This is a genomic window from Bauldia sp., from assembly GCF_965232525.1.
Classification (GTDB): Bacteria; Pseudomonadota; Alphaproteobacteria; order Rhizobiales; family Kaistiaceae; genus Bauldia.
Genome location: NZ_OZ246980.1, coordinates 1,576,806 through 1,599,732, shown reverse-complemented (window position 1 = coordinate 1,599,732; position 22,927 = coordinate 1,576,806). Strand labels below are relative to the sequence as shown.

The 22,927-nt window shown below is 61.7% G+C and carries 12 protein-coding genes; 5 read left to right on the top strand and 7 right to left on the bottom strand.

Annotated features, from left to right (window positions below; translation table 11 throughout):
- Window positions 1-97: 97 nt before the first annotated feature.
- From ACO076_RS07665 to ACO076_RS07650, 4 genes are all read left to right on the top strand, one after another.
- Window positions 98-742: a glucose-6-phosphate isomerase gene (locus tag ACO076_RS07665; protein WP_421726693.1), complete on the top strand. Its 645-nt coding sequence runs from the start codon at window positions 98-100 to the stop codon at window positions 740-742.
- On the top strand, window positions 739-1,698 hold the full coding sequence (locus ACO076_RS07660; protein ID WP_421726129.1) for a shikimate dehydrogenase family protein: 960 nt from the start codon (window positions 739-741) through the stop codon (window positions 1,696-1,698). The genes ACO076_RS07665 and ACO076_RS07660 overlap by 4 nt, the downstream gene beginning before the upstream one ends.
- On the top strand, window positions 1,695-2,624 hold the full coding sequence (locus ACO076_RS07655) for a phosphoglycerate dehydrogenase (RefSeq protein ID WP_421726128.1): 930 nt from the start codon (window positions 1,695-1,697) through the stop codon (window positions 2,622-2,624). Before ACO076_RS07660 ends, ACO076_RS07655 begins: the two co-directional genes overlap by 4 nt.
- Window positions 2,625-2,825: 201 nt before the next feature.
- Window positions 2,826-3,716 (top strand): SIS domain-containing protein, encoded by an 891-nt coding sequence (locus ACO076_RS07650; RefSeq protein WP_421726127.1) that lies wholly within the window; start codon window positions 2,826-2,828, stop codon window positions 3,714-3,716.
- A 153-nt stretch (window positions 3,717-3,869) separates the two neighbouring features.
- Here the strand turns inward: ACO076_RS07650 and ACO076_RS07645 are convergent, their stop codons facing one another.
- The 7 genes from ACO076_RS07645 to ACO076_RS07615 are packed head-to-tail and all read right to left on the bottom strand — an operon-like array spanning window position 3,870 to window position 11,452.
- Window positions 3,870-5,777: a V-type ATP synthase subunit A gene (locus ACO076_RS07645; protein WP_421726126.1), complete on the bottom strand. Its 1,908-nt coding sequence runs from the start codon at window positions 5,775-5,777 to the stop codon at window positions 3,870-3,872.
- On the bottom strand, window positions 5,777-6,472 hold the full coding sequence (locus tag ACO076_RS07640) for a hypothetical protein (protein WP_421726125.1): 696 nt from the start codon (window positions 6,470-6,472) through the stop codon (window positions 5,777-5,779). Before ACO076_RS07640 ends, ACO076_RS07645 begins: the two co-directional genes overlap by 1 nt.
- A 15-nt stretch (window positions 6,473-6,487) precedes the next feature.
- Window positions 6,488-7,183 (bottom strand): hypothetical protein, encoded by a 696-nt coding sequence (locus ACO076_RS07635; RefSeq protein ID WP_421726124.1) that lies wholly within the window; start codon window positions 7,181-7,183, stop codon window positions 6,488-6,490.
- A complete protein-coding gene (locus ACO076_RS07630) occupies window positions 7,183-7,635 on the bottom strand; it encodes an ATP synthase subunit C (RefSeq protein WP_421726123.1) in 453 nt (150 codons plus the stop codon). Before ACO076_RS07630 ends, ACO076_RS07635 begins: the two co-directional genes overlap by 1 nt.
- Window positions 7,632-9,425: a V-type ATP synthase subunit I gene (locus ACO076_RS07625; RefSeq protein ID WP_421726122.1), complete on the bottom strand. Its 1,794-nt coding sequence runs from the start codon at window positions 9,423-9,425 to the stop codon at window positions 7,632-7,634. Before ACO076_RS07625 ends, ACO076_RS07630 begins: the two co-directional genes overlap by 4 nt.
- Complete coding sequence (locus ACO076_RS07620) at window positions 9,422-10,027, bottom strand: V-type ATP synthase subunit D (RefSeq protein WP_421726121.1); 606 nt, start codon at window positions 10,025-10,027, stop codon at window positions 9,422-9,424. The genes ACO076_RS07625 and ACO076_RS07620 overlap by 4 nt, the downstream gene beginning before the upstream one ends.
- Window positions 10,028-10,042: 15 nt before the next feature.
- The gene (locus ACO076_RS07615; RefSeq protein ID WP_421726120.1) at window positions 10,043-11,452 is read right to left on the bottom strand and encodes a V-type ATP synthase subunit B; all 1,410 of its coding nucleotides are present in this window, start codon (window positions 11,450-11,452) and stop codon (window positions 10,043-10,045) included.
- Between the two features lie 821 nt (window positions 11,453-12,273).
- Here ACO076_RS07615 and ACO076_RS07610 point away from each other — a divergent pair.
- Window positions 12,274-22,920, top strand: coding sequence for a putative Ig domain-containing protein (locus ACO076_RS07610; protein WP_421726119.1), 10,647 nt, complete (start codon window positions 12,274-12,276; stop codon window positions 22,918-22,920).
- Window positions 22,921-22,927: the final 7 nt, after the last annotated feature.

The following is a 22,927-nucleotide window of genomic DNA, read 5'->3' as shown; positions in this document are numbered from 1 at the left end:
TAATGTCCTCTAAATCGCACTATATCGACTCTCTGTTGCAATTTCAGACGCGTTCGTTCAACATATTGGTAGTGAAATTACAAAATTGGAACGTGCCGTGTCCTTGCGCGAGCCGAAAGCGTGTGTCGTCGATGCCGATATCGGGGTCTTGGAAGGAGGAGGATCGCGCTACGTCAAGCGGCTGCGCGACCTTGAGGGACTGTATGCCGATGGCGCCGCTTTCAGCGCCCTGATCCAGTCCGATCGCGACCGGGAGGTCTACGAAGTCACCGACTGCCGACCGTCGACCGACAGCGGCGACCTCATCTTCGGAGTGACCCGCATGGTCCCGGGGCGCGTCGGCGACGAGTTCTTCTTGACCCGCGGCCATATTCACGCCAACGCCAATCGCTCCGAGGTGTACTACGGCCAGAAGGGGCACGGCGTGATGCTGATGGAGTCGCCGGCCGGCGAAACCCGCACGGTGGAGATCAGGCCCGGCACGGTCTGCTACGTGCCGCCCTTCTGGATCCATCGCTCCATCAATGTGGGGGACGAGGATCTGGTGATGCTGTTTTGCTTCCCCGCCGATGCCGGGCAGGACTACGAGATCATCGCCGGCTCGGGCGGCATGCGCCACCGGGTGGTCGCGGCTGACACCGCCGACGGTTGGACTCTGGTTGACAACGAGACCTATCGACCGCGCGGCGCGGCCGAGCTCGCCCGGCGCAACCTCCCAAGCGCGGGACCGACAGCGTCGTGACGACTTTCGTCCCCGCCGAGCGTCGAACCCTCTATTTCATCGGGGTTTCCACCGCGAAAAGCTCGATCATGAAGGTGTTCCCTCGCTGGGCCGAGCACCTGAATATCTCCGATGCGGCGATCAAGGGCATGGACTTCGTCGTCCACGACGACCCGGAGGCCTACCGCCGGGCAGTGGCGTTCATTCGCTCCGATCCGCTGTCGCTGGGGGCCTTGGTCACCACCCACAAGATCGATCTCTTCGAGGCGTGTCACGACCTGTTCGACGAAATCGGATCCCATGCACGGCTGATGGGCGAAACCAGCTGTCTGTCCAAGCGGGACGGCCGCCTCATCTGCCACGCCAAGGACCCTATCGCGTCCCGGCTGTCGCTCGAAGCGTTCGTGCCCCAGGGACACTTCGCCAGGACCGGCGCCGATGTCTTCTGCATGGGCGCCGGCGGATCGGCGATCGCCATCACTTGGAACCTGATGCGTAAGGAAAATGGTGACAATGTCCCGGCGCGCATCATCGTCTCCAACCGCAGCCCGGACCGGCTCGACCGTCTCCGCACCATTCACACTGAAATCGACAGCGCGGTGCCGGTCAGCTACGTGCTCGCCGAGAAGGCCGGCGACAACGATGCGGTGCTCGCCGACCTCAAGCCCGGCTCGTTGGTGATCAACGCGACCGGACTGGGCAAGGACGCGCCGGGATCGCCGCTCGGCGACGCCGCACAGTTTCCTGAACGCGCGCTGGCGTGGGACCTCAACTACCGCGGCGATCTCGTCTTTCTCGATCAGGCCCGCCGCCAGCAGCAGACGCGCGGCATCCACGTCGAGGACGGCTGGGTCTATTTCCTCCACGGCTGGACCCAGGTCATCGCCGAGGTGTTCGACATCGCGATCCCGGCGACCGGGCCGGGTTTCGATGCACTCTCCGAGATCGCCGCCGCCACCCGGCGACCGGCGTCATGACCGACAGGATCCTCGTCACGCCGCGGTCGTTGACACCGGTCCGTCATCCTCTGGTCGAGCGCCTGAGCGACGCGGGATTCGAGGTGATTTATTCAACGGCTGGGAAACTGCCGTCCGAACGAGAGTTGCTGACGCTGATCCCCGGCTGCGTCGGCTGGCTGGCGGGAATCGAGCCGGTCTCTCCCGCGGTTATCGATGCCGCTGATCGCCTCGAGGTCATTGCCCGCAACGGAACCGGCATCGACAATCTGCCGCTCGATCTCCTGCGTCAGCGCGGGATCGCGTTGACGATTGCGCAGGGTGCCAATGCCCGCGGCGTGGCGGAGCTCACCATCGCCCTGATGCTCACATCGCTCCGCCACATCACTCGCGCCGACGCGGGGATCAAGGCGGGCGAGTGGCCAAGGCTCCTCGGCCGCGAGATCGCCGATTCAGTTGTCGGCGTCGTTGGATGTGGGGCCATCGGTTCCTCGGTCGCCCGCATGGCCGCCGATCTCGGTGCGACGGTCATCGGGTCTGATCCGGCGACGCCTGAGGTTGTCCTGCGGGACGGTCGGCTGACCTACACCAGCGTGGCGGAACTGTTTGCCCGCTGCACCATCGGGAGCCTGCATTGTCCTCTGCCAGACGATGGCGCGGCGGTGGTCACCCGCGAGGTGCTCGCGTCGATGCCCGATGACGCCGTGCTGGTGAACACCGCCCGGGCAGGTCTGGTCGATGAGGCCGCCGTGCTTGCCGCGCTGGACTCCGGCCGCCTCGCGGCCTACGCCACCGATGTCTTCGACCCGGAGCCGCCCGTCGATCTGACGCTGGCCCGCCATCCAAAGGTGGTTGCGACAAGCCACATCGGCGCCCTGACGAGGGAGAGCGTGGAGCGGACGACCCGCATGGCGGTCGACAGCCTGCTCGCGGCGTTGCGACCGTAAACGCCCACCACGCCGGGGTGCTTGAAGACCCGGCGGAGCAACGTCCATGCTCCGACCGGTCACCGTCGATTCGGGCGCAGCTGTTTGGGCAGGACGCAAGGGGTGCTATGACCGCGGCCCGCCGCGCCTCCGGGACACGCTCGGATGGGCGTCGGCGGCCCCATGGCGACGCCACATGAACGGGAACGAGGTTCACGTCCAATGACCGACACCCTGGCGACAAACAGTACCGGCAAGACCACCGGCAACATCCTCGAGGTGGTCCGCAAGATGCTGCCCCTGCTGCGCAAATCCGACCGCAAGGTGGCCGAGGTGATGCTCGCCGATCCGCAGCGCTTCATGAACGCGACCGTCGCCGAGACCGCCGCTCTTGCCGAAGTCAGCCAGCCGACCGTGATCCGCTTCGCCGCCGCTGTCGGCTGCAGCGGCTTCCAGGACTTGAAGCTCCGTCTGGCCCAGGCGCTCGCTCTGGGCACCCCCGCCACGCACTCGGTCATCCTCGACAGCGACACGGTCGACGACGTCCTCGGCAAGATCTTCGACTACACCCTCACCAGCCTCGACTGGGCGCGCCGGCACATCGATCGCAACCATCTGGCGGAGGCGGTCGAGGTTCTGACCAATGCCACTGCGATCGAGTTTTTCGGCCTCGGCTCCTCGGGCGTGGTCTCCCACGACGCCCAGCAAAGATTCCCGCTGTTCGGCGTTCCGTGCGGCGCCCAGGCCGACTCGCATCAGCAAATCATGGCCGCCTCGATGATGCAGCCGGGCCAGGTCGCGGTCGTCATCTCCAACACCGGCATGACCCGATCGGTGATCGAAGTCGCGCGGCTGGCCCGCGAAAACGGCGCCACCGTCATCGGCATCGTCGGCGCCGAAACGTCGCTGCTCGATTACTGTGACGTGCCGCTGGTGGTCGAAACGCTGGACAACACCAACCTCTACACCCCGACCATCTCGCGGATCGCGGCGTTGGTGGTGGTCGACGTCCTCTCCACTTGCGTGGCGATGCGGCGCGGTGGCGACCATCAGAAACGGATCGCGGTGATGAAGCGCCGCCTTGCCGAGATGCGGGCGACCCGGACGTTCTGACGCGATGGCGGCAGGGCTGGAAAAAGGGCGTTTCAGAAGCCCATGTTCAGCACAACGAACGGCGATAGTGCCAGGGGCGGAATCGAACCACCGACACGCGGGTTTTCAGTTCTCAAAACGTCGCCGCCGCGCTCTCTGGCTACCCTACCCTGCCTACGGCGCCTGATCGGCCAGGTCGCCGATCTGCCGCAGCAGATCGTCATAGTCTGGCGAGTCCTTGGCGGCGTAGTTGAAGTTCTTGAACAAGCCGGTGAGCCGGGTGAAGAAGTCCCGCGCCTCCGCCTTGTCGCTGAAGTTATAGCTACGGGTGACCAGACCATAGACCTTGCCAAAGGCCAGCTTCTGCCGCTCCAGCGAGGCCGAGGCATCGACCGGGTCGAAGGCGTCCTGCTGCAGATACACCATGTCGAGGAACAGGGCCTTCTGCTGGGTGACGAAGTCGTCGGTCGTCACCCCCTCCTCGCCGGTCACCTGCATCATCTGCAGCACCGCATCGCCGCGCCGCAGGAGGTCCTGCATTTCCGCAACGCGCGACGTCCAGCCCGCCTCCATGTTTTCGTCGAACCACGGCGCCAGATGCTCCAGGTAGCGCGACCACGACATCAGCGGATCAACCGCCGGATAGAATCGTTTGTAGGCGCGGTCGGCGGACAAGCCGAGGAAGCACTTGACGGTGGACAGGGTCGACTGGGTGACCGGTTCGTCAAAATTCCCGCCGGCCGGCGAAACGGTGCCGATCATCGTCAGGCTGCCGACCGACCCGTCGTTGGTTTCGACCAGACCGGCCCGCTCGTAGACGCTCTTGATCGAGGATTCGAGATAGGCGGGGAAACCCTCCTCGCCCGGAATCTCCTCCAGGCGTCCCGAGGTTTCGCGCATCGCCTGAGCCCAGCGTGACGTCGAGTCGGCGATGAGCAGCACGTCGCGACCCATCTGCCGGTAATACTCGCCGAGGGTGATCCCGGTGTAGATGGACGCCTCGCGCGCGGCGACCGGCATCGACGACGTGTTGCAGACGATGATGGTGCGATCCATCAATGTCCCGCCGGACACCGGATCGTTCATCCGGGGAAATTCGTTGATGGTCTCGACGACTTCGCCGGCTCGCTCGCCGCACGCAACGACGATCACTACGTCAACGGATGCATGCCGGGCGATCAACCCCTGCAGCACGGTCTTGCCGGCGCCGAACGGCCCGGGAATACACGCCGTCCCGCCGCGGGCGATGGGAAAGAAGCTGTCGATCAGCCGCTGGGTCGTGACCACCGGCTCGTTGGGGTAAAGCCGCTTGGACAGGCTTCGTTTCAGCAGGCTGGCGCTGAGAGGGACACGCACGGACCATCGTTGCGAAAGCCGTACCGATCGTTCCTGACCTGACTCGTCCTCGACGCGGGCCACAACCGCGCGGATATCGAAGTTGCCTTCCTGGATCCACGACACTTTGAGGTCGCCAAGCCAGCCGAACGGCACCATGATCTTGTGGGTGAAGCGGCCTTCCTGCACCGTGCCGAGGGTGTCGCCAGCGACCACATTGGCGCCAATCCTGACCGTCGGCACAAACGACCACTTCTTGTTCGCGTCAAGCGGTGGGACACTGGCTCCACGGGGCAGGAACACGCCATAGTGCTTCGCCACGTCGGGCAGCGGGGCCTGCAGCCCGTCATAGACCTGACCAAGGAGCCCCGGGCCAAGCTCAACCGACAGCATTTCCTCGCTCTGTTCGACGGCATCACCGATCGCCACGCCGTCGGTGCTTTCATAGACTTGAGCGTCGGCGGTGGCCCCGTGGACCCGCAGGACTTCGGCTTTCAGTCGCTCCTGCTCGCCCCGCGCATTGCGGTCGGCGGGCAGAATGTAAACCAGCTCGTTCTTGACCAGCGGCTCGCGCTCACCGTTTGCGTTTTTCGTTGCCTCGATCTCGACCAACGACTCCTGCACGGCGACCACGCGTGCCGAAACCGAAGGCTCGTTCCGCCTGTCGGGGCCGTGGGCCGGGTCCGCCGATGTGCGTTGCGACCTGGCGGCTTGCGCCGACTTTCCGGCCGTTGGCGATTTGCCCATCAGGCGCTCTCCTCAAAGGACAATTCGGCGAAGGCGCCCAGTCCCGCCGCGGTCATGTCATCAAAGCGAGCGATAGCCGCCGTACCGTTGGCGCGCGCCCAGCGATCGAAGATGTTCCATTTGAGCACGTAGATAACCACCGCTTCGAAATCGAAGGTGTGAAAGGCGGCATGCCGCTGCAAGAGCCTTTGGGCCTGATCCAGGATCAGACGCTCGAGGCCGACCGGATCGTCGGCCCGCAGAAGGCCATCGGCCTCCCGTAACCAGGGAAAGACCCGATCCAGACCAAAACCCGGCTCGGACCAGTTGCGAACAATGTGGCCAACCCAGCGGCCGAAACCCCACGGAGCACCGTCGGCCGGCGGCCCTTCACCATGCGCCCGTCGACGAAGTGCCGACACCGCGGTGCGGAGTTCCAGCCTCTCAAGAACGATGGCCCGCAGCGTCTCACTTTTGATCTGGGAGAGGGCTGCGCGGCCGCGCGCGATGACGTCGGCATCGGAGGCGGTTATCGGCAACCGACCCCAGTTGAGTGCGTCGTCGACCAGTTGGAGCGTCGCGGCGTGCTCTGGCGGCAGAGTGCGCAAGCGTTGGCGAAGCTTTAGGCGGGAAAGCGGCGGCCGCTTGGCCAGGAACAGCTTCTCCGAGCTTGGGAAGCTGGAAATCAGCATGACATAGGCGTCAGGATCACTCATGAGATGCTTGCCGGATTACCTGACGATTCCATCGAGGATCGCTCGGAACCGGGGCTGCAGGTGCTGCAATAGCAGCCCGGCGACCGCCTCGTCGGTGAGATCGAGGACAATATCCTTGTCCTTGACACGGACCCGGATCCCGCCCGCGAGATCGGCCGTGGTCCCGAACGTGATGCCTGAACGTAGGGCTTCACCGGTGAGCCCGAGGACGAGTTCGGTCAACTTGCCCTTTAGCAGTTCTTCGGGATCGCGGCGCAGGTCCTCGAGGCCGGCGACATTGGGAGGGAGGAGGAACTCGACTTCGTCGTCGGCGCCAACGCCGGCGTCGGCGCTCGCACGGCCACAGATTTCGAGAACAATCTGCCTGAGCACCTCCGGATCGCTTAGCTGCCGCGCCACCAGGCGCTTGACGTCGATGCTGAACCGTTCCATCAACCGCTGCTTGAGGTCCAGAACCGCATCGCGCATCGCGGTCTTGAGGGCTTCTTCGCCCGCCGACCGGTAGGCATCAGAGTCGCGGCGGGCCTCTTCGAGGCGCTCGATCGCATCATTGTTGGCCTTGTCCATGACCCGCTGTGCTTCGGCGCGAGCATCGGCAAGAATCTGATCCGCCTCGGCACGCCCGGCGGAAACACCCTCGTCCCGCAAGCGTTCGATCAGAGCATCGACGCCACGCGACATCGGCTCCTGGTTGACATCCTGCTTTGCCATCACGCGCCTCCGGCAATGCCGGCGCTGACGACTAGGGCAAAGACAAAGGCAAAAACCGCGAAGCCTTCAATGATCGCTGCCGGCGCCAGCGACAGCCCAAAGATCTCGGGCTTCTCCTTGGAGGCGTTGATCGCCGAGGCGCACGCCCTGCCCTGCCAGATGCCGCAATAAAGAAAGGCAATGCCTGCCAGGAAGCCGACGCCGAAGAGCCCGCCGGCGTTCTCCGGGGTCACCTCACGGTTCAGCGTAAACATGACCACGATGCCGTAGATGACGAAGGTCGACGGGAATGCCGAGATGCCGACGTAACGCCCATACCCGCCCTCGGTTTCGACCATCGCACCGATGCTCGCCTGGCCGGCGATACCGGAGCCGATCGCACTTGCAACGGCGCCCAAAGCCATCGGCGAATAGATGCCAACCCATCCGAGCGCCAGGACCAGTTCGTTCACGGCTGCACCTCCTTGCGGGCAAACTTGCGAAAGGGTTTGCCCTCTTCGGGAAGACCCCAATTGTAGAACTCGATGAAGTTCAGTCTCAGCCCATGGACGACGCCGCTCATCAGAGCCAGGCCGAGATTGAGCCCATGGCCAACCACGATGATCAGAACGGCCGCCAAAAGTCCGAGGCCGGGAATCGATGCGTGTGCTTCGCGCGCCAGGTCATTGAACGTCGTCGCCAGGGAGGCGCTGGCCAGGCCGAGCGCAAACAGCCGCATGTAGCTGAGGACATCGCCGAAGGCGGACATGGCAGAAAACAGACGACGAACGCCATCGGCCAGTCGCCACAGGTAGTCGGTCGCCTTGCGGATTGGCCGATCGCTGGTGAAAAGCAGGATCATCGCGGCGCCGATCGTCAAAAGGACGAAGCCGACCGTTTGCCAGTCTGATCCGGCCCCGAGCCAGATCAGCAGTCCACCGACGATGGCAGCGATCCAGCCCAGACTGGAGAGTGCCACCAGCCGGGTTCGGTTGACGTAAGCCACCATGGCGTTGGCGAACCCAATGTGGATGACACCAACAACGATCGACAACTGCATCATGGCGTCGAAGTTGCGCACGTCGAGAATCTGAAGATCGCCGAGCAGTGAGCCCTCCCGCGGGTTCATGCCAAAGTAGCTGCCGACCAACACGCCGTAGACGATCGTGCAGGTGGTGAGCAGGAGTGCAAAACGCCGGTACGAGATGCTTTTTTCGCTGCGGCCGAGACGCCGCCAGAACACCAGCAGACCGACGAAAAGCACCAGGCCATAACCGGCATCGGCGAGGATCATCGCAAAGAACAGGCTGAAGGAGAGGACCAGGACCACCGTCGGGTCCCAGCTCCGGTAGCTGGGAACCTGGTAGAAAAGGGTCAGGTCGACACCAGCCTCCATGTTGTCCGGTTGATCGATCAGTGTTGGCGGCTCGTCCTCCGGCGCGGGATCCTCGACCAGACAGGCGAGCTCGGCATCGTCGGCGAAAACCTCGATGTCGGGAATGGCACTCTCCGGCGCCCAGCCTTGGACGGCGACGATCTGATCGTCATCGCGCGTCTGCTGCTCCGCGTAGGACAGCTGAGCCACGTTTTCGGCTTCGGCGAGGTGGCGGCTGAGCATATAGATGTAGCGGGTCAGCGCCTGGCGCGTGGCGGTCAGGTCCTCCAGCTCAACCTCGACGGCTTCGAGTTGGGCTTTGAGGTCGCTCAGCGACAACGCGCCCATATGGACGCGCGGAACCGGCAGGAGGTCGCTGGGCGGCTCCTCATCGGCGATAACCACCAGGTGAGCGAAGCGATTGTCCTTGCGAATGATTTGCCAGGGAAGAGCGACGGCGTTCAGCGCTTTGATATCGCGAAGCGGCAACACGTAGAACCAGATGCGATATCCGGCCAGCGTACTGCGTGGCGGGAAGACGATATCGCCCCAAGGCTCCACTTCCCTGATGCGATAGGCCAGAAAATCCCGGCGATCGGTGACGTCGCGCAGCCTCCGCCTGAGGTCGGTGACCTCCTGCACAAAGGCTTCGACATCGAACCCCGTGTCGTGCCGGACCTGCCGACGCTTGTCCTTGACATCGGTGAGGAAGCGCAGGGCCCTGTAGGCTGATGCGGCGTACGGCAGAGCGACGTCTTCGATCTCCGCCGGCGGCGGACGCAAAGGCACCAGATGCATGCAGCCGAGCCGCTGCAGGCCTTCGAGAACGTCATGCTTTTGGCCGACAAGACCGCACAGCGTCACGCGCTTGAGGGGAGCGATGCTCATAACGCCCGCGCCGCCGCATGTTTACGCTTGGATATCTTGGACCGAACGACGGCCGCCATCTCCTCATCCGACAGATAGATTCGTATCCGCTTGATATTGCGCTCCGTCGCCGGAATCAGGACTTTGTCGAACAAGTTCACCCGCTGGGTGATGGTGTCGACGGCCGCCTCGAGAAGGGCCAGTCGCCGGACGGCCACCTGCTCCCGGACACGCAGTTCCAGCACTTCACGCAGGCGTTCGACGACGGCATCAACCCAGTGCGGTCTGGCGAGCAAAGCGTAGCGTCGAAGGGCGATTTCGACCCGCTCGACCGCCGGCAGCCTGGTGCCGACAACGTTCTCGGTCGTCATCGCCACGTCCTTGACCTCGGCAAGGTCGTCGAGGTTCATGTCGCGGTTGGCCAGCATCGGTAGCTGCTCTCCCACCCGACTGCGCAATTCGTCAATGGCGGTCCGCAATTCCGCGAGGGCACGGGCCGCCTTGGCCCGCTCTGTCATCAACTGCTGGCGTTTGAGATCGAGCGACGGCAGGAATCGCTTATAGCTCTTCAGGTTGGCTGTCTCGCGCGCGAGCGAAGACTTGTTGAGTTGCAGCCGTGCCATATCCGACCGCCTTCGCTAGCCCGCCGGAACCGCGGCTGGTGTTGCCGTCGCCGGTTGATCGCCATCCGCCGGGGATGCAGAGGAAACACGCGCGGGGAAGTATGTGTCGACCAGGGCCTGTTTCATCAGCAGCTCCTCGGGACGGAAGCATTCGGCCAGGGTCCGCCAGCACAGATCGAGCGCATCCTCGAGAGGCAGCGAGACATTGATGTCCATGAAGCGTTCGCGAAACAACCGGCCGAACTTCAGCTGTTGGCGATCAAAGTCGGAAAGGTCGAAGGCCATCGCCTGCTTCTGCTCGGCGTCGCGGGCGCCGGAGTAGAAGCGGATCATGGTGTTCATGATCTGGCTGTGATCTTCGCGGGTGACCTTGCCGATGACGTTTTGCTTAAGACGCGACAAGGACCCAAATGGGTCCAGCACGCCGTCATGGAGATAGAATTGTCCCTCGGTGATGTACCCGGTGTTGTCCGGTACCGGATGAGTCACATCATCGCCGGGCATTCGCGTCACGGTCAGGATGGTCACCGACCCGCCCTTGGCGAAGTCGCACGCCTTCTCATAGCGCTTGGCCAGCTGAGAATAGAGATCACCCATATAGCCCCGGTTCGATGGGACCCGCTCCATCGATATGCCAACCTCCTTCATGGCATCGGCATAAGCCGTCATGTCCGTCATCAGGACCAGCACCCGCTTGCCCTCTTCGACCGCGAAGCGCTCGGCAACCGCCAACGCCAGGTCGGGAACCAGCAGGCGCTCGACAATCGGATCGCTGGCCTGGTTCACGAACATCACCGTCCGGGAAAACATGCCGGCATCTTCGAAGGTTTCCCGAAAGGCATAGTAGTCGTCGAAGATCAGGCCGAGGCCGCCAAACACAACGATGTCGGCATCGGCCTGGATACCGACCCGCGCCAGGAACTGGTTGTAGGGTTCGCCCGAAACCGAAAAGATCGGGATCTTCTGGCTCTCCACCAGACAATTGAAAACGTCGATCATCGGCACGTCGGTGCGGATCATCCGGGTCGGAACGATCCGCTCGCAGGGGTTCACCGTCGGACCGTTGATTTCGACCCGCGGATCCATCGACAAATCGGGCCCGCCGTCGATCGGATTGCCGGTCCCATCGAAGACCCGGCCGAGGATATTGGAAGAGTACGTGGCGCGCATGCGATGGCCGAGGAAGGTCACCGTTGTCTCGGTCGATACGCCTTTCGTCCCCGAAAAGACCTGAAGGGACACCGCATCGCGATCGATGTTGATGACTTGGGCCAGCGAATCGCGGCCGTCTGACTGTTTCAGCAGGGCCAGATCGCCGAACTTGACGGCGGCAGTTTCTCCTTCCGAGGGACGCGGCACATGAACCTTTACGATGTCGCCCACGATCTCGAGGATGCGAGAGTATCGTACGAGATCGAGAACCATCGTCATGCTCCTGGCCGAGCGCCCGCTGCCCATCCTCGCTCAGCCGAGGATCGCGAAATCCGCCTCGCTACATAATAGGCCGAAGCGAGCATTTGTATGCGCGCTGGTCGGACGGAATCCATCTATGCCGATTCGCCCTTCGCCCCCATCGGCCGCCAAGTTTTCCTTTAGCTGAGGAGGGGCAGAACACGTCTTGATGCGCGTCAATCGACCTTAATGGCCGACACCGGAATCTTGCGCCCGATGCGATCCGTTCCGCGGCACGGGACGATGACTGACGGGCTAGGTATCCGCTGCGGGCATCCTCGCCAAAATCAGGCGAGACGGTCACCAAGACAGCAGATGAAAAGCAATCGCAGCAAATCATATTAGCTTCATCACAGCCATTGATGGTAACGTAACGCGTAAGACCTCACGGCCGCCGGGAATGGCGCGCGTCGGTGTCGTAACCGCAGTCGCTTTCGGCGTGCTCGAGAGCCGTCTGCGTTGCGTTTTCTCCTTCATTCGGTGGGCGGCGCCGAAGAGAAAAAGGTGTTACGAGAATGCTGCCGGACAATATCCTCCAAATATCAGCTGGATCTTCAAGCGATATTTGGGCACTAGATCAAGATAACATTTTATTTTACCGCAACCCGATTACGCAAAACTACGAATCTTTCTCAAGCAACATTCAGATAAAGCAGATCGATGTTAGTCTTGATGGGGTTCTCGTCGCCCTCGACCAAGACGGCGGCGTCCATTTTTGGGACGACACCAGCAGCACTTTCATACCACAGGGAAGCGAGCTGACTTTTGACCAGATCGCGATTGGCGATCAGTCGGTGTGGGCCCTCAAGGATGGGGTCGTTTTCCAGTGGAATGCCGAGCTCGGCCTTTATGAAGAGCGCTATATCGGCGCGGAGACTTTGACCGTCGCCAAGCAGGACGATGTTGCCTTCATTATCGACGAAAACGGTGATCTTCGCCAGTGGGACTACGATGTCGAGGACTGGAACGTCTTCACCGACATCGGCGCCGAGGATCTCGAAACGCTTCGCGCCGTCAATAAAGACAAACTGTGGGCCAACGACAGTTCCGGGACCCTCTACCAGTGGAGCCCGGTCGCCATCAATGACCCGTCAGTGCCGCCGTTCTTCGTCGAACAATCCAGCCAAATCGGCGCCGGTTCCGTCGATGTCGCGACCTTTGCCATCGACGACAAGGAGATTCTCTACGCGATCGATGAGAATAATCAATCGGCACTGTTCAACGTCGCGCCCGAGAATCTTCCGGCCAATGTTGGCGAGCGAATCCAATACACGGATACAGCCGTCGACAATAACGGCAATCTCCATCTCGTCTATCAGAACGACGCCGCAATCGTCCATGCCGTCAACGCTGACGGTGTCTGGCAGAACAAGCTGGAACTACCCGGGACGACCGGCGGCGAGGACATCAACGTCGCCACCGATGCCGAAGGAAACGTCTACGTCGCGTGGATTGAAGGCACTGGCAACAACGCCGAGATCTACCTGGCAAAAGGCATCCCGAACGCCGAGTTCGGTGGCTACGCCTTCAGCGATCCGTATCAAGTCACCGAGGACGATGTCGTCGACGATCAGCTGAAGCTTGTCGTGACGCCCCAAGGCGGCATCAATCTCTCGGCGATCAAACAGCCCGACCAGAAGCCGCAGGAAGACGCCGATATCTACACGCACTTCGTCGATGGCGATGCGGGGGTCTTCACGTTCAGCAACCAGCAACGTCGCGAACCGATCGTCGACGAAGATCCGATCTTTCTTGAGATCGACGAACTGGATTCGTTTCTTGTCAATGACGAACTCTACGGACCCGAGGGCTACGGCCTCACCCTGGGCGTCCTGTCGACAATCGGCTGGGCGAAGAAGTTTCTCGGAGACACCGTCAAGCTCAAAGGCTTCATCCGGGCGACGAGTGAAGGCGGTCAGTTAAGCCCTGACCAGACCAATGATGTTCGTGACTCGCAGTACCTTAGAGTTCGAATCGAAGGGAACGCTGATGCAAATTTGAAGAAAATTCTCAAGTTTCTCCCCTTCGATGCTGGCTTAGGTGTACTGGGCAAGGTTGACGCTTTCGGCAGACTTCATGGCGATGGGCCCGACGGGTTCCTCATTGGACGAGTCGGCCTCAAGGCGGAGGCCTTTGCTGATCTTCTTCACTTCATCCCCTTCCTTCGTGCGTTCCAAGAGGGCGCCGCCTTCCTGGGAACGGAGCTGAAGGCGGGAATCCGCGTCGAGTGGACAACCCGCTGGCTCTGGGAGCTTTTCCAGATTGAAGAAGAAGGTTACCCCGTTGGCGGGGAGGATGGGCAGGTTGGAGCCACGTTTCTCCCGGTTCGCTTCATCGACTCCAGGACCGGACTGCCCCTGGCCGGCGACGGCAGCACGCCAGAACAGGATGTTATAGCGGAAGTAAACCTCAACGAAACGATCGCCCTGCTGCTGTCGACGATTTTGCCGCCTCCACTGTTCGGTGATTCGGTATTGGACGATGGTGTCGACTTCATTGGTATGACAAACCGTCTGGAGGTCGGACTACAATTTACACTGGGGACAAAGCTACCGCCTTATGAGTTCAAGTTTTATTCATCCGTTTTGTATGATTTTCAGAGCAAAATAGCCGATACATTTGAGAATGTCGTTATGTGGAGAACCCGGATCGAACAACAGATCGGCCCGGTATTCATGCGATTACTCGATACGACCAGCGCATTCAAAGTTAAGGACGGGGAGACAAACAGCGCGACGACTTTGGGGCTGGCGGACTACGTGGTCGGGGGAACGTCGACGCTGGAAGACAACGGTACAGCACTGCTCGGCGATGAGGTTTTCACCAACATCGTCGACGATTCCGATTTCGATTTCATCGTCGTCGGTGACCAAGCGTACGGCGTCTATGTTGAAGAGATTCTGAGCGGCGGCATCGCCGTCAACGTCGTCAGGACCATCGACGGTTATGTCGATAGCGATGGCCAGATCGTCTGGCAAGCGGACACCATTCAGACGATCGACGGCAGCGACGGCATCAACGTTACGCCCCTGATCGCCACCAATGGCAACGAAGACCTTGTCATCACCTGGGGCGGGGTCCCATCGACCAACGAGGACCTGAAGACGGTTCTGGAGACACCACCGGGCAAGGCATATGTCGTCTTCGGTGGAAGTGACAAGTCGGGGATCCTCGATCTCGGTGGTCTGAACGACGATCCGACAGTGGGGGACGGCTACTACCTCACCGCCGACGGCAAGCACCTCTACAGCGTCGGCAACAGCGTTGCGGCGCTTGGCGACATCAACCCGACCGGCGGGAACGGTGATGCGCCCGACTTCATCATCGGCGCTCCCGATGCGGAAGCTGAGGCCGGGGTCGCCTATGTCATCTTCGGTGAATCGTATGAGACCGCGACGCTCGACAATCTGGATGGCTCCAACGGATTTCGGGTTGTCGGCGAAGCCGACAGCGAACTCGGCTTTGTCGTCGAAACGGCCGGGAACATCCGCAGCGACTCGACCCCGGCCATCGTCGTCGCGGCGCCCGGTGCGGACGACCAGAACGGCGCGGTCTACATCATCGACGGCGACAACGACTGGGCAAGCACCGGCGGCGAGATAACCGCCGATCAGATCGGTGACACCATCTCGGGCCTGGTGCTGGAGGGGCCGGAAACCGGAGGCCGTTTCGGCACCGCGCTCGCAACCGGAGCGGATGTCACCGACGACACCATTGACGACCTTCTCGTCGCATCGGGCACGGAGGGCGACTACCAGTTCGGCCTTTTCGACGGTGCGGCGCTGCGCGACGCCGACGGGACCGATCCGGTCGCACCGGCTTTCTCCTTCGTCTACGACGCCGACACCAACGAAGGCGCGGCCGGCCTCAACGACTCGGCGGCGCTGCTGCCGGACATCAATGGCGACGGCATCGGCGACGTTGTCCTCGGCCAGGGCTTCGGCCACGCATCCATCGTCTTTGGCGGCGACCGGATGGAGACCTATGGCGAGAATTATGTCGCCAAATGGACCGCCGATGCCCTCGACGACTCCGGCGATATCTACCAGGTCATCATCAGCTTCGACGGCGTCGATCTCAACGGGGACGGCTACCTTTCGGGACGTGGCTCAAGCGTCAATGATGGGGTCCCGAACGAAATCACCGCGTGGCGGTACGAGGTCTACCTTACCGACGGCGCTACGGGAGCGTCGAGCCTTGAGTACAGCGTCGGCCTTGCTGATCAGCTCACGGAAGGTTTCTTTCTCTTCAACTACGACCTGGAAACCGCCAGAATCGCTGCCGAAAGGCCGTGGGTCGATGTCTTCGAAGCGCCCGAAGCGGACAAGGCGGCGATCGCGCTGGAAGCCTTCAGCATCGGGGCGCCCAGCTTTTTCAGCCCGACGAACACTTACGGGCTGAGTGTCAATTCCGCCAGAGCTGTGATTGACCTCACCAGCGTCAGTCAGGCGAAATTCACCAAAGTTGCCGAGACGCTCACCGGCACCCAACAGGTCAACAAGCTTTTCGATTCCGGCCTCTACGATGTCCAGCTGCTCCACGAGCTGCCCAACGCCGGCGTGCAGCTTGAGGACCTGGAGCGACCGCTTCCGCTCCAGGTCTCCGCCGCGGGCGATGTCAACAACGACGGCATCGGCGATCTGATCGTTGGCTATGGTCAGTCGACGGACGAGGACGGGAATCCGATCATTGGGGGCAGCTACATCGTTTATGGCGGCACCAGCCTGACATCGGTGGGTTCACTCGACCTCAGCGATCTGGATCCGAGCGAGGGCGTCGCCCTTGTCGGACCGAACGGCGAGTCAGCCGGCGGCCACGTCAGCGCCGCCGGCGACGTCAATGGCGATGGGATCGACGACGTCATCGTCAGCGAGCCGGCCTTTTCCGGCGATACGAACAACGCCAACGGTGAGGCCGGGGGTGTCAGCTACGTCTTCTTTGGCTTCGACAGCACGACGTCGCCCAACGGAGCGCCGACGCTCGGCTACACCCTCGATGACAGCATCGATGGCGAACGAAGCGGCTCGTCGTTGGCGCCGATCGGCGACATCGACGGAGATGATGCCACCGATCTTTTGATCGGTGCGCCGAACGGCATCGACTTCGAGACGTATCAGGCGGCGGTCGAAGCCTCTGAGATCAATTATGCCACGCGCGATCTCAACTCCACCGATCCGTGGGGCAGCGCCGCCCTCCTCGAAGGCGCGAATGGCTCGGTGCCGGCAGCGATCGGCAACACAAGCGTCGGCACGCTCGCGGCATGGGTCGAGGTCGAAGAGGACGGCAACGGCAATCCCATATCGTACAGCCTCTACGGCTCGTTCTTCGACGGCACGTCCTGGTCCGACCCGGAAGAGATCCGCACGTCCGATCTTCCGATCACAGGGGTCAACGTCCTGGATCGCGATCCCAGCGATCCGGTGATCATCACGCCGGCCGTGACCTGGATCGAAAGCGATGAGGATACCTCCGGCCCGACCACGCTTTACCAGAACACCTATTCCATACCGAACAATGTCTGGAGCAACACCCCCGATATCATTCAGGCGTACGATCAGGAGGTCCCACCGGCCGGTGCGCACAACAACGACGTCTACCTGGATGTTCAGGACAGCATTGTCGAGATCGGCGACGCGGTTGCCCTGGAAAGCGACGGGTCGGTCCGCGTCGAAGTGGTTCGATCCGGCAATCTCGATCAGTCGATCGAGCTCACCTATCGGACCCGCGACGTCAGCGCCACCGCCACGCGCGACTATACCCATGTCGAAGGCACCATCGTTCTCGGTCCTGGCGAAGCAAGCGCCATGATCGAGATCGAACTCTTCGCCGACGGCTTCTACGAGCTCCATGGCGAGACGTTCGTGGTCGAGGTGCGCGCCAGCGATCCGGATGCGGTCTTCGCCAGCAACGGCGTCCCGCAGGTCGATCAGGATCGCCTCTCGGCGACGGTCTGGATCGGCGAGGACGACGCCACTATCGACCTCACCGCGATCGACAGCGGTTTCATCGTCGAGGATCAGACCGGTATCGAACTCGGCTATGCCGTCAATAGCGCCGGCGACCTCAACGGCGATGGATATGACGACTTCCTGATCGGCGCGATCGGCAGCGGAGAGGACAACGAGGGCACGGCCTATCTGCTCTACGGCAAGAACAACATCGCCATCCTGGAGCAGAATCTCGACCTCGCCACCATCGACAACCAGCAAGGAGCGATCCTGAACGGCGGGATCGCCGACGGCCAGGCCGGTTATGCCTTCGCCCATGGCGTTGGCATGGTCGGTGCCGCGGCGACGCTCTTCATCGTCGTCGGCGCGCCCGGGATCCCGACCGATGACAGTCAGGGGCGGGTCTACATCCTCACCGACGCTGCGATCAAAGCCGCCTCGAAAACGAACCCCAATGAGCCGAACGAAATCGAGCTCGACACCAGCAACAGCATCGTCCTCCCCGACCAGATCGGCCCTGTCTCCTTGTTCGGAACCCAGTTTGGCGGCGACCTGATGGTTGCCAGTCTCAACGGCACTTCCAGCCACAACGCTGACGATCTGGTCATCGTGAGTGAGAACGGCGATCAGATCACGATCGTCTACGACATCCTGTCCCAGGGCACGACGGGCCCGAAAACCCTCGCCGACTACACGACGACCGTCATCACCAACGGGAGCGGTCGCGGCTTCGGCGGCGGTGTCGCCATCGGTGACTTCACCGGTAACGGATACAACGACCTCATCGTCGGATCACCGGGCGACAATCCGGCCGTCGACAGCTTCAATGCGGAGGACGGGGCTGGCGGCATCGTCTCGGTCATCAAGGGCATCGGAGGGTTTGCCGCGGAGATTGACGTCGCCAACCTTGGCAATGATGGCTTCCAACTCCTGGGACAGGCCGATTTCGTTCCCACGGAATCCCAGAGTCAGGGCAACCCGATCGATGGTAGCCCGGACGAAGATCTCCGCAACGGCACCGTGCTGCTCGACGGCGTCGGCGACGCCATTGCGCTGGCCGATCTGAATGGGGACGGCATCAAGGACCTGGTGCTCGGGGCGCCGCTCGCCGATCTCACCGACGGCAGTGACAACTACGTCCTTGAGCGTTCGGGTAACGGCCGCGTCTATGTTCTCTTCGGAGATTCGGACAGATGGGAGGGGCAGTCCGAGGCCTACCAACTGCTTAGCCTCTACGGCGAGAACTATCAGGACGGCATTATCCTGGAGGGAACGGAGACGGCAAGCGGCACCGGCCATTCGGTTGCCAATGCCGGCTACTTCCGGGGAACGACCAGCCTCGAGGATGACATCGAGGACGTGATTATCAGTGCGCCGCTGGCCAATGCGAGCGCCGGGCAGGCCTATGTCCTCTTCGGCAGCACTAACTACTACAGCGGCCTGTCGCAGGGTAAGAACATCTTCCAACTGGATCCCGAGGGCAATCCCCACGACCCCGACACTGCGCTGATCTTCGCCTTCCAGGGTGATGCCGATTCACTCGATATCGACAATCCCATCAACGAGGGCATGCTCGGATTCTCGGTCGACGGTCTCGGCAATATCACCAGCAAGAGCATAAGCGGCACCGACGGTGACGACATCGCGCTCGGCGCGCCTAACACGAACATCGACGACCTTGCCAAGGTCTACATCGCCACCGGCGCCCCTTATCTGCAGCCGGGCAACGGCCTCAACGTCAAGGACCTGCGCTCCGACAACGGCTTCATTGTTCAGACCACCGGATCGCCGGCCGCGGTCGGTGATTTCAACGGCGACGGCTTCACCGACTTCGCCCTTGAGACGGGCTCGATCGTCCTCGGGGCGCCGACGCTGACGGAGGAAAACTTCGAGCGGGAAATCCCGCTCGGCGCCCCTCCGGTGGCCTATCCTGAGGTTCAGGATCGTCTCGAATGGTCCGGATTTCAGCAACCGTTCGATCCGGACTCGTTGCCCGGCTACAGCGTAGCCATTGAATTCTCCGGTATCGACTTGAACGGCGATGACTTCATCATCTCAAGCGAAATCACCAGTCTGGAATATACCGTCTATACTCCGGAAGGAGATATCTATCTTCAACAAAACCTTGATGAAATATTTATTGCTGATTTTAAATATAATATAATAAACAAACAGATAGAATTGGGGACATTTCCAGCAGGCTTCTTTGCTATTAATACAACAACGCCGGAAGGTAAGGACTTATTATTTACCAACTTTTTTTCTAGTAGTGATTTGAGCCTCGAAATATTAGGCGGAGATTTTCTTTCCGGCACGGGCACTCAGACGAGCGGGCAGGCGGGCCTGTCGACCGACATCTTCCGTAGCGAAAATGCCCAAAGGGGCAACGGCCAGATCCATGGCGTCGATTTCAATGGCGATGGTATCGCCGACATCGTTGAAATCGAAACGCCGGTTAATCCGCCGCTGAACAATCCAGCGGACTGGGCCAAGTTGGGCCTGGCGCCTCTGACCTTCGGCGTCAACGCCTTTACGTATCAGGGGAGCGCCGACCCGACCGGTTCGATCGCCGATCCGGACGCCGCCAAGATTCCGCTTACCACGATCAGCGGCGTCACCACCGGCGATCTCAACGGCGACGGTTACACCGACCTGATCGTGTCCGGCTACACCGGCTTCATGATCGACGAGATCGCCGCGGCTGCTGACAACGGCTTCGCGATTCTTGCCTATATGGGCGGCCCGCAGTCGATCGACTTCAACAAGCCGGAAATCCTTCTCGAAGTCGACGCGGCGATTGGCGAGTTTGCCCCAAGGGCCCTCACGACCCTCGACGTCGACCTCGACGGCAAGGACGAGCTGATCGCCGTCAATACCAACCAGCCTTTCGGTCTGCCCTACACCGAAGGGTCGACCACGGACTTACTCGTCTATGAATACGGCAACTTCGCTGCGCCCACGATCATCGATTTTGCTGAAATCACCGGACTGCCGGCCAATCAGATTCTCGACGTCTACGCCGCCGAACAGGGTGACCTCAACGGCGATGGCAGGCCCGATCTGAACTTTGGCATCCAGGTCGCCCTAGGGCCGGGCCTGACCTCGGCCTACTCATCGAACTACATCGTTTACGCGACCGGCCGGGCCGACTTCACCGTGGGGGGCAGTTCCGCGCCGACGGTCACCTCTATTCGCTACTCGCCCACCGACGTCTTCGAAACCTCTCCGAATGCGGACCCCTTATCCCCTCAATACGCACCGCGCGCGACGGCAATTGACGACTTCAATGGCGACGGAATCGACGACTACCTGATCACCAGCAATCAGGCGTCTGACAACAGCTACATCATCTATGGGTCACCGAATCTGCCTACCGGCGGCGGAGTCAACTCTTCTCTTACCCTCCTTCCAGACGGCTCCATCTTCAACACTGTCACCGGTGGTATCTACGATGGCGGCTACCGGCCGATCAAAGGGCTGAACACGGCGTCCGTCGCCTATGCACCCATGGGCGTCGGAGATGTGAACGGCGACGGCCTGGCCGATATCGCTCTCGTCGACGAAACCAACGGCCTCACCACCGTTGTCTTTGGCGAACAGCCCGGGGCTGAGCGTCAACTCGGCGTCAACTACATAGAAGGCACGGACGAGGCGGACATTCTCATTCAGAATGCCTCGTTACTAAGCGACGCGGTTCGGGTGGTCGCGGCCGCCGATAACGACTTCATTCAGGTCATCGCTGATGAGACGTCGATCATCCTGGCCGGACAGGGCGACGACTTCATCGGCCTGAGTTCCGCCGACAGCGGAAAGATCGTCGCCATCGACGGCGGCCTCGGGCACGACACCCTGTTCTTCAATCCGGAGGTCGGCGGTTTCAATAATCTCGACCTGTCCATCGCCAACATCAAGGGGATCGAGGTGATCGACCTCGGTGCCAGCAACCGCCTGTCCCTTGACCTCTACTCCGTCAAGACCCTGTCCGACGAAACCAACACGCTGATCATCAAGGGCGAGAACTCGATCATAACGGCCAAGGACGAGCCCGTCGGGGCCGGCTGGCAGCATGTTGGAGAAGGCGCTTACGACGGCGACCTTTACGACATCTATCAGTACGAGCGCGCCGGCGGACAGGACACCAACATCCGGATCTGGACCCTTCAGGATGGCGTCCGGTTCAACGCTCTCGACCTCGGCGCGCCGATCCCGGACCAGACCGTGACGGAGGAGACGCTCTACGAATATACGGTTCCGAACGCCACCTTCGTCTCTCCTGAGGATGACATCACATTGTCGGCCGCTCTGGCGGACGGATCCGACCTGCCGGACTGGTTGAACTTCGACGCCGAGACCGGGACCTTCGCCGGCACCCCTGGCCTGGACGCCTCAGGAATCTACCACGTCACCGTCACGGCCACGACCGACGCCGACGAAACCATGGAAGATACCTACCGGCTGCAGGTCTTCGATGCCGACACGATTTTCGGCACCGAGGATCCCGACAAACTGAGAGGCGACGATCAGAACAACGAGATCGCGGGCCTTGGCGAAGACGATGAAATCAGGGCGCTTGACGGTGACGACCTCCTCGATGGCGGCGCGGGCAATGACTTTATGCGCGGCGGCCGGGGGAGCGATATCCTGCGCGGCGGCTTGGGAGAGGACATTCAAAAAGGCGGACGCGAAGGAGACCATTATGTCGGTTCGGCACCGGAGTTGATCGGCGACTGGATCATCGGTTTCAAGAAGGAAGACCGGATCGTTGTCGAGCAATTCGATGCAGCGGACATCGAGATCGACCAGGATCGCTTCGGACAGGCCGAGATCCGGTTCGATACCGATGGCGATGGGACCTTCGACGCGGCGCTTTCGGTCGGTCGGCTTTTCGCATCGGCGCCGCTGCGCGTCGACCAGGTCGGACCGGACACGATCATCACGGTCCCATTCGACGGTGTCGCGATCACCGGCACGGAAAAGGGCGACCTCGTCAACGGCTCGGAAACGGTCAACGGGCAGCCGCTGCCGACCGGCGAAGAGGACTGCATTAAGGGCAAGGGCGGTCAGGACACCCTCGCCGGCCTCGGCGGCGACGACGTCCTCCGCGGCGGCAACGGGCGGGACACGCTGATCGGCGGCGCTGGCAACGACATCCTGATCGGCGGCCGGGGTGAGGACTTTCTGCGCGGCGGCGCCGGCAACGATGCGTTTGTCCTCAACAAAATCGGGGCGCACGATCGGATCAAAACCTTCGCGGTCGGTGAGGACGTCATCGTCCTCGACAGCCGCGTCTTCACCGCGCTTCAGCCGGGTGAATTGCCGTCGAAGTCCTTCGTGCGCGGCAAGCCCAGGGACGGGTCGGATCACCTGATCTACAAGGCGGGCAAATCGAAGCTGCTCTACGACGAGAACGGAGACGCCAAGGGTGGCCGCACCCTGATCGCGACGTTTGAAAACAAGCCCGACCTGTCCGCCGGCGACATCATCGTGATCTGATTGCAGG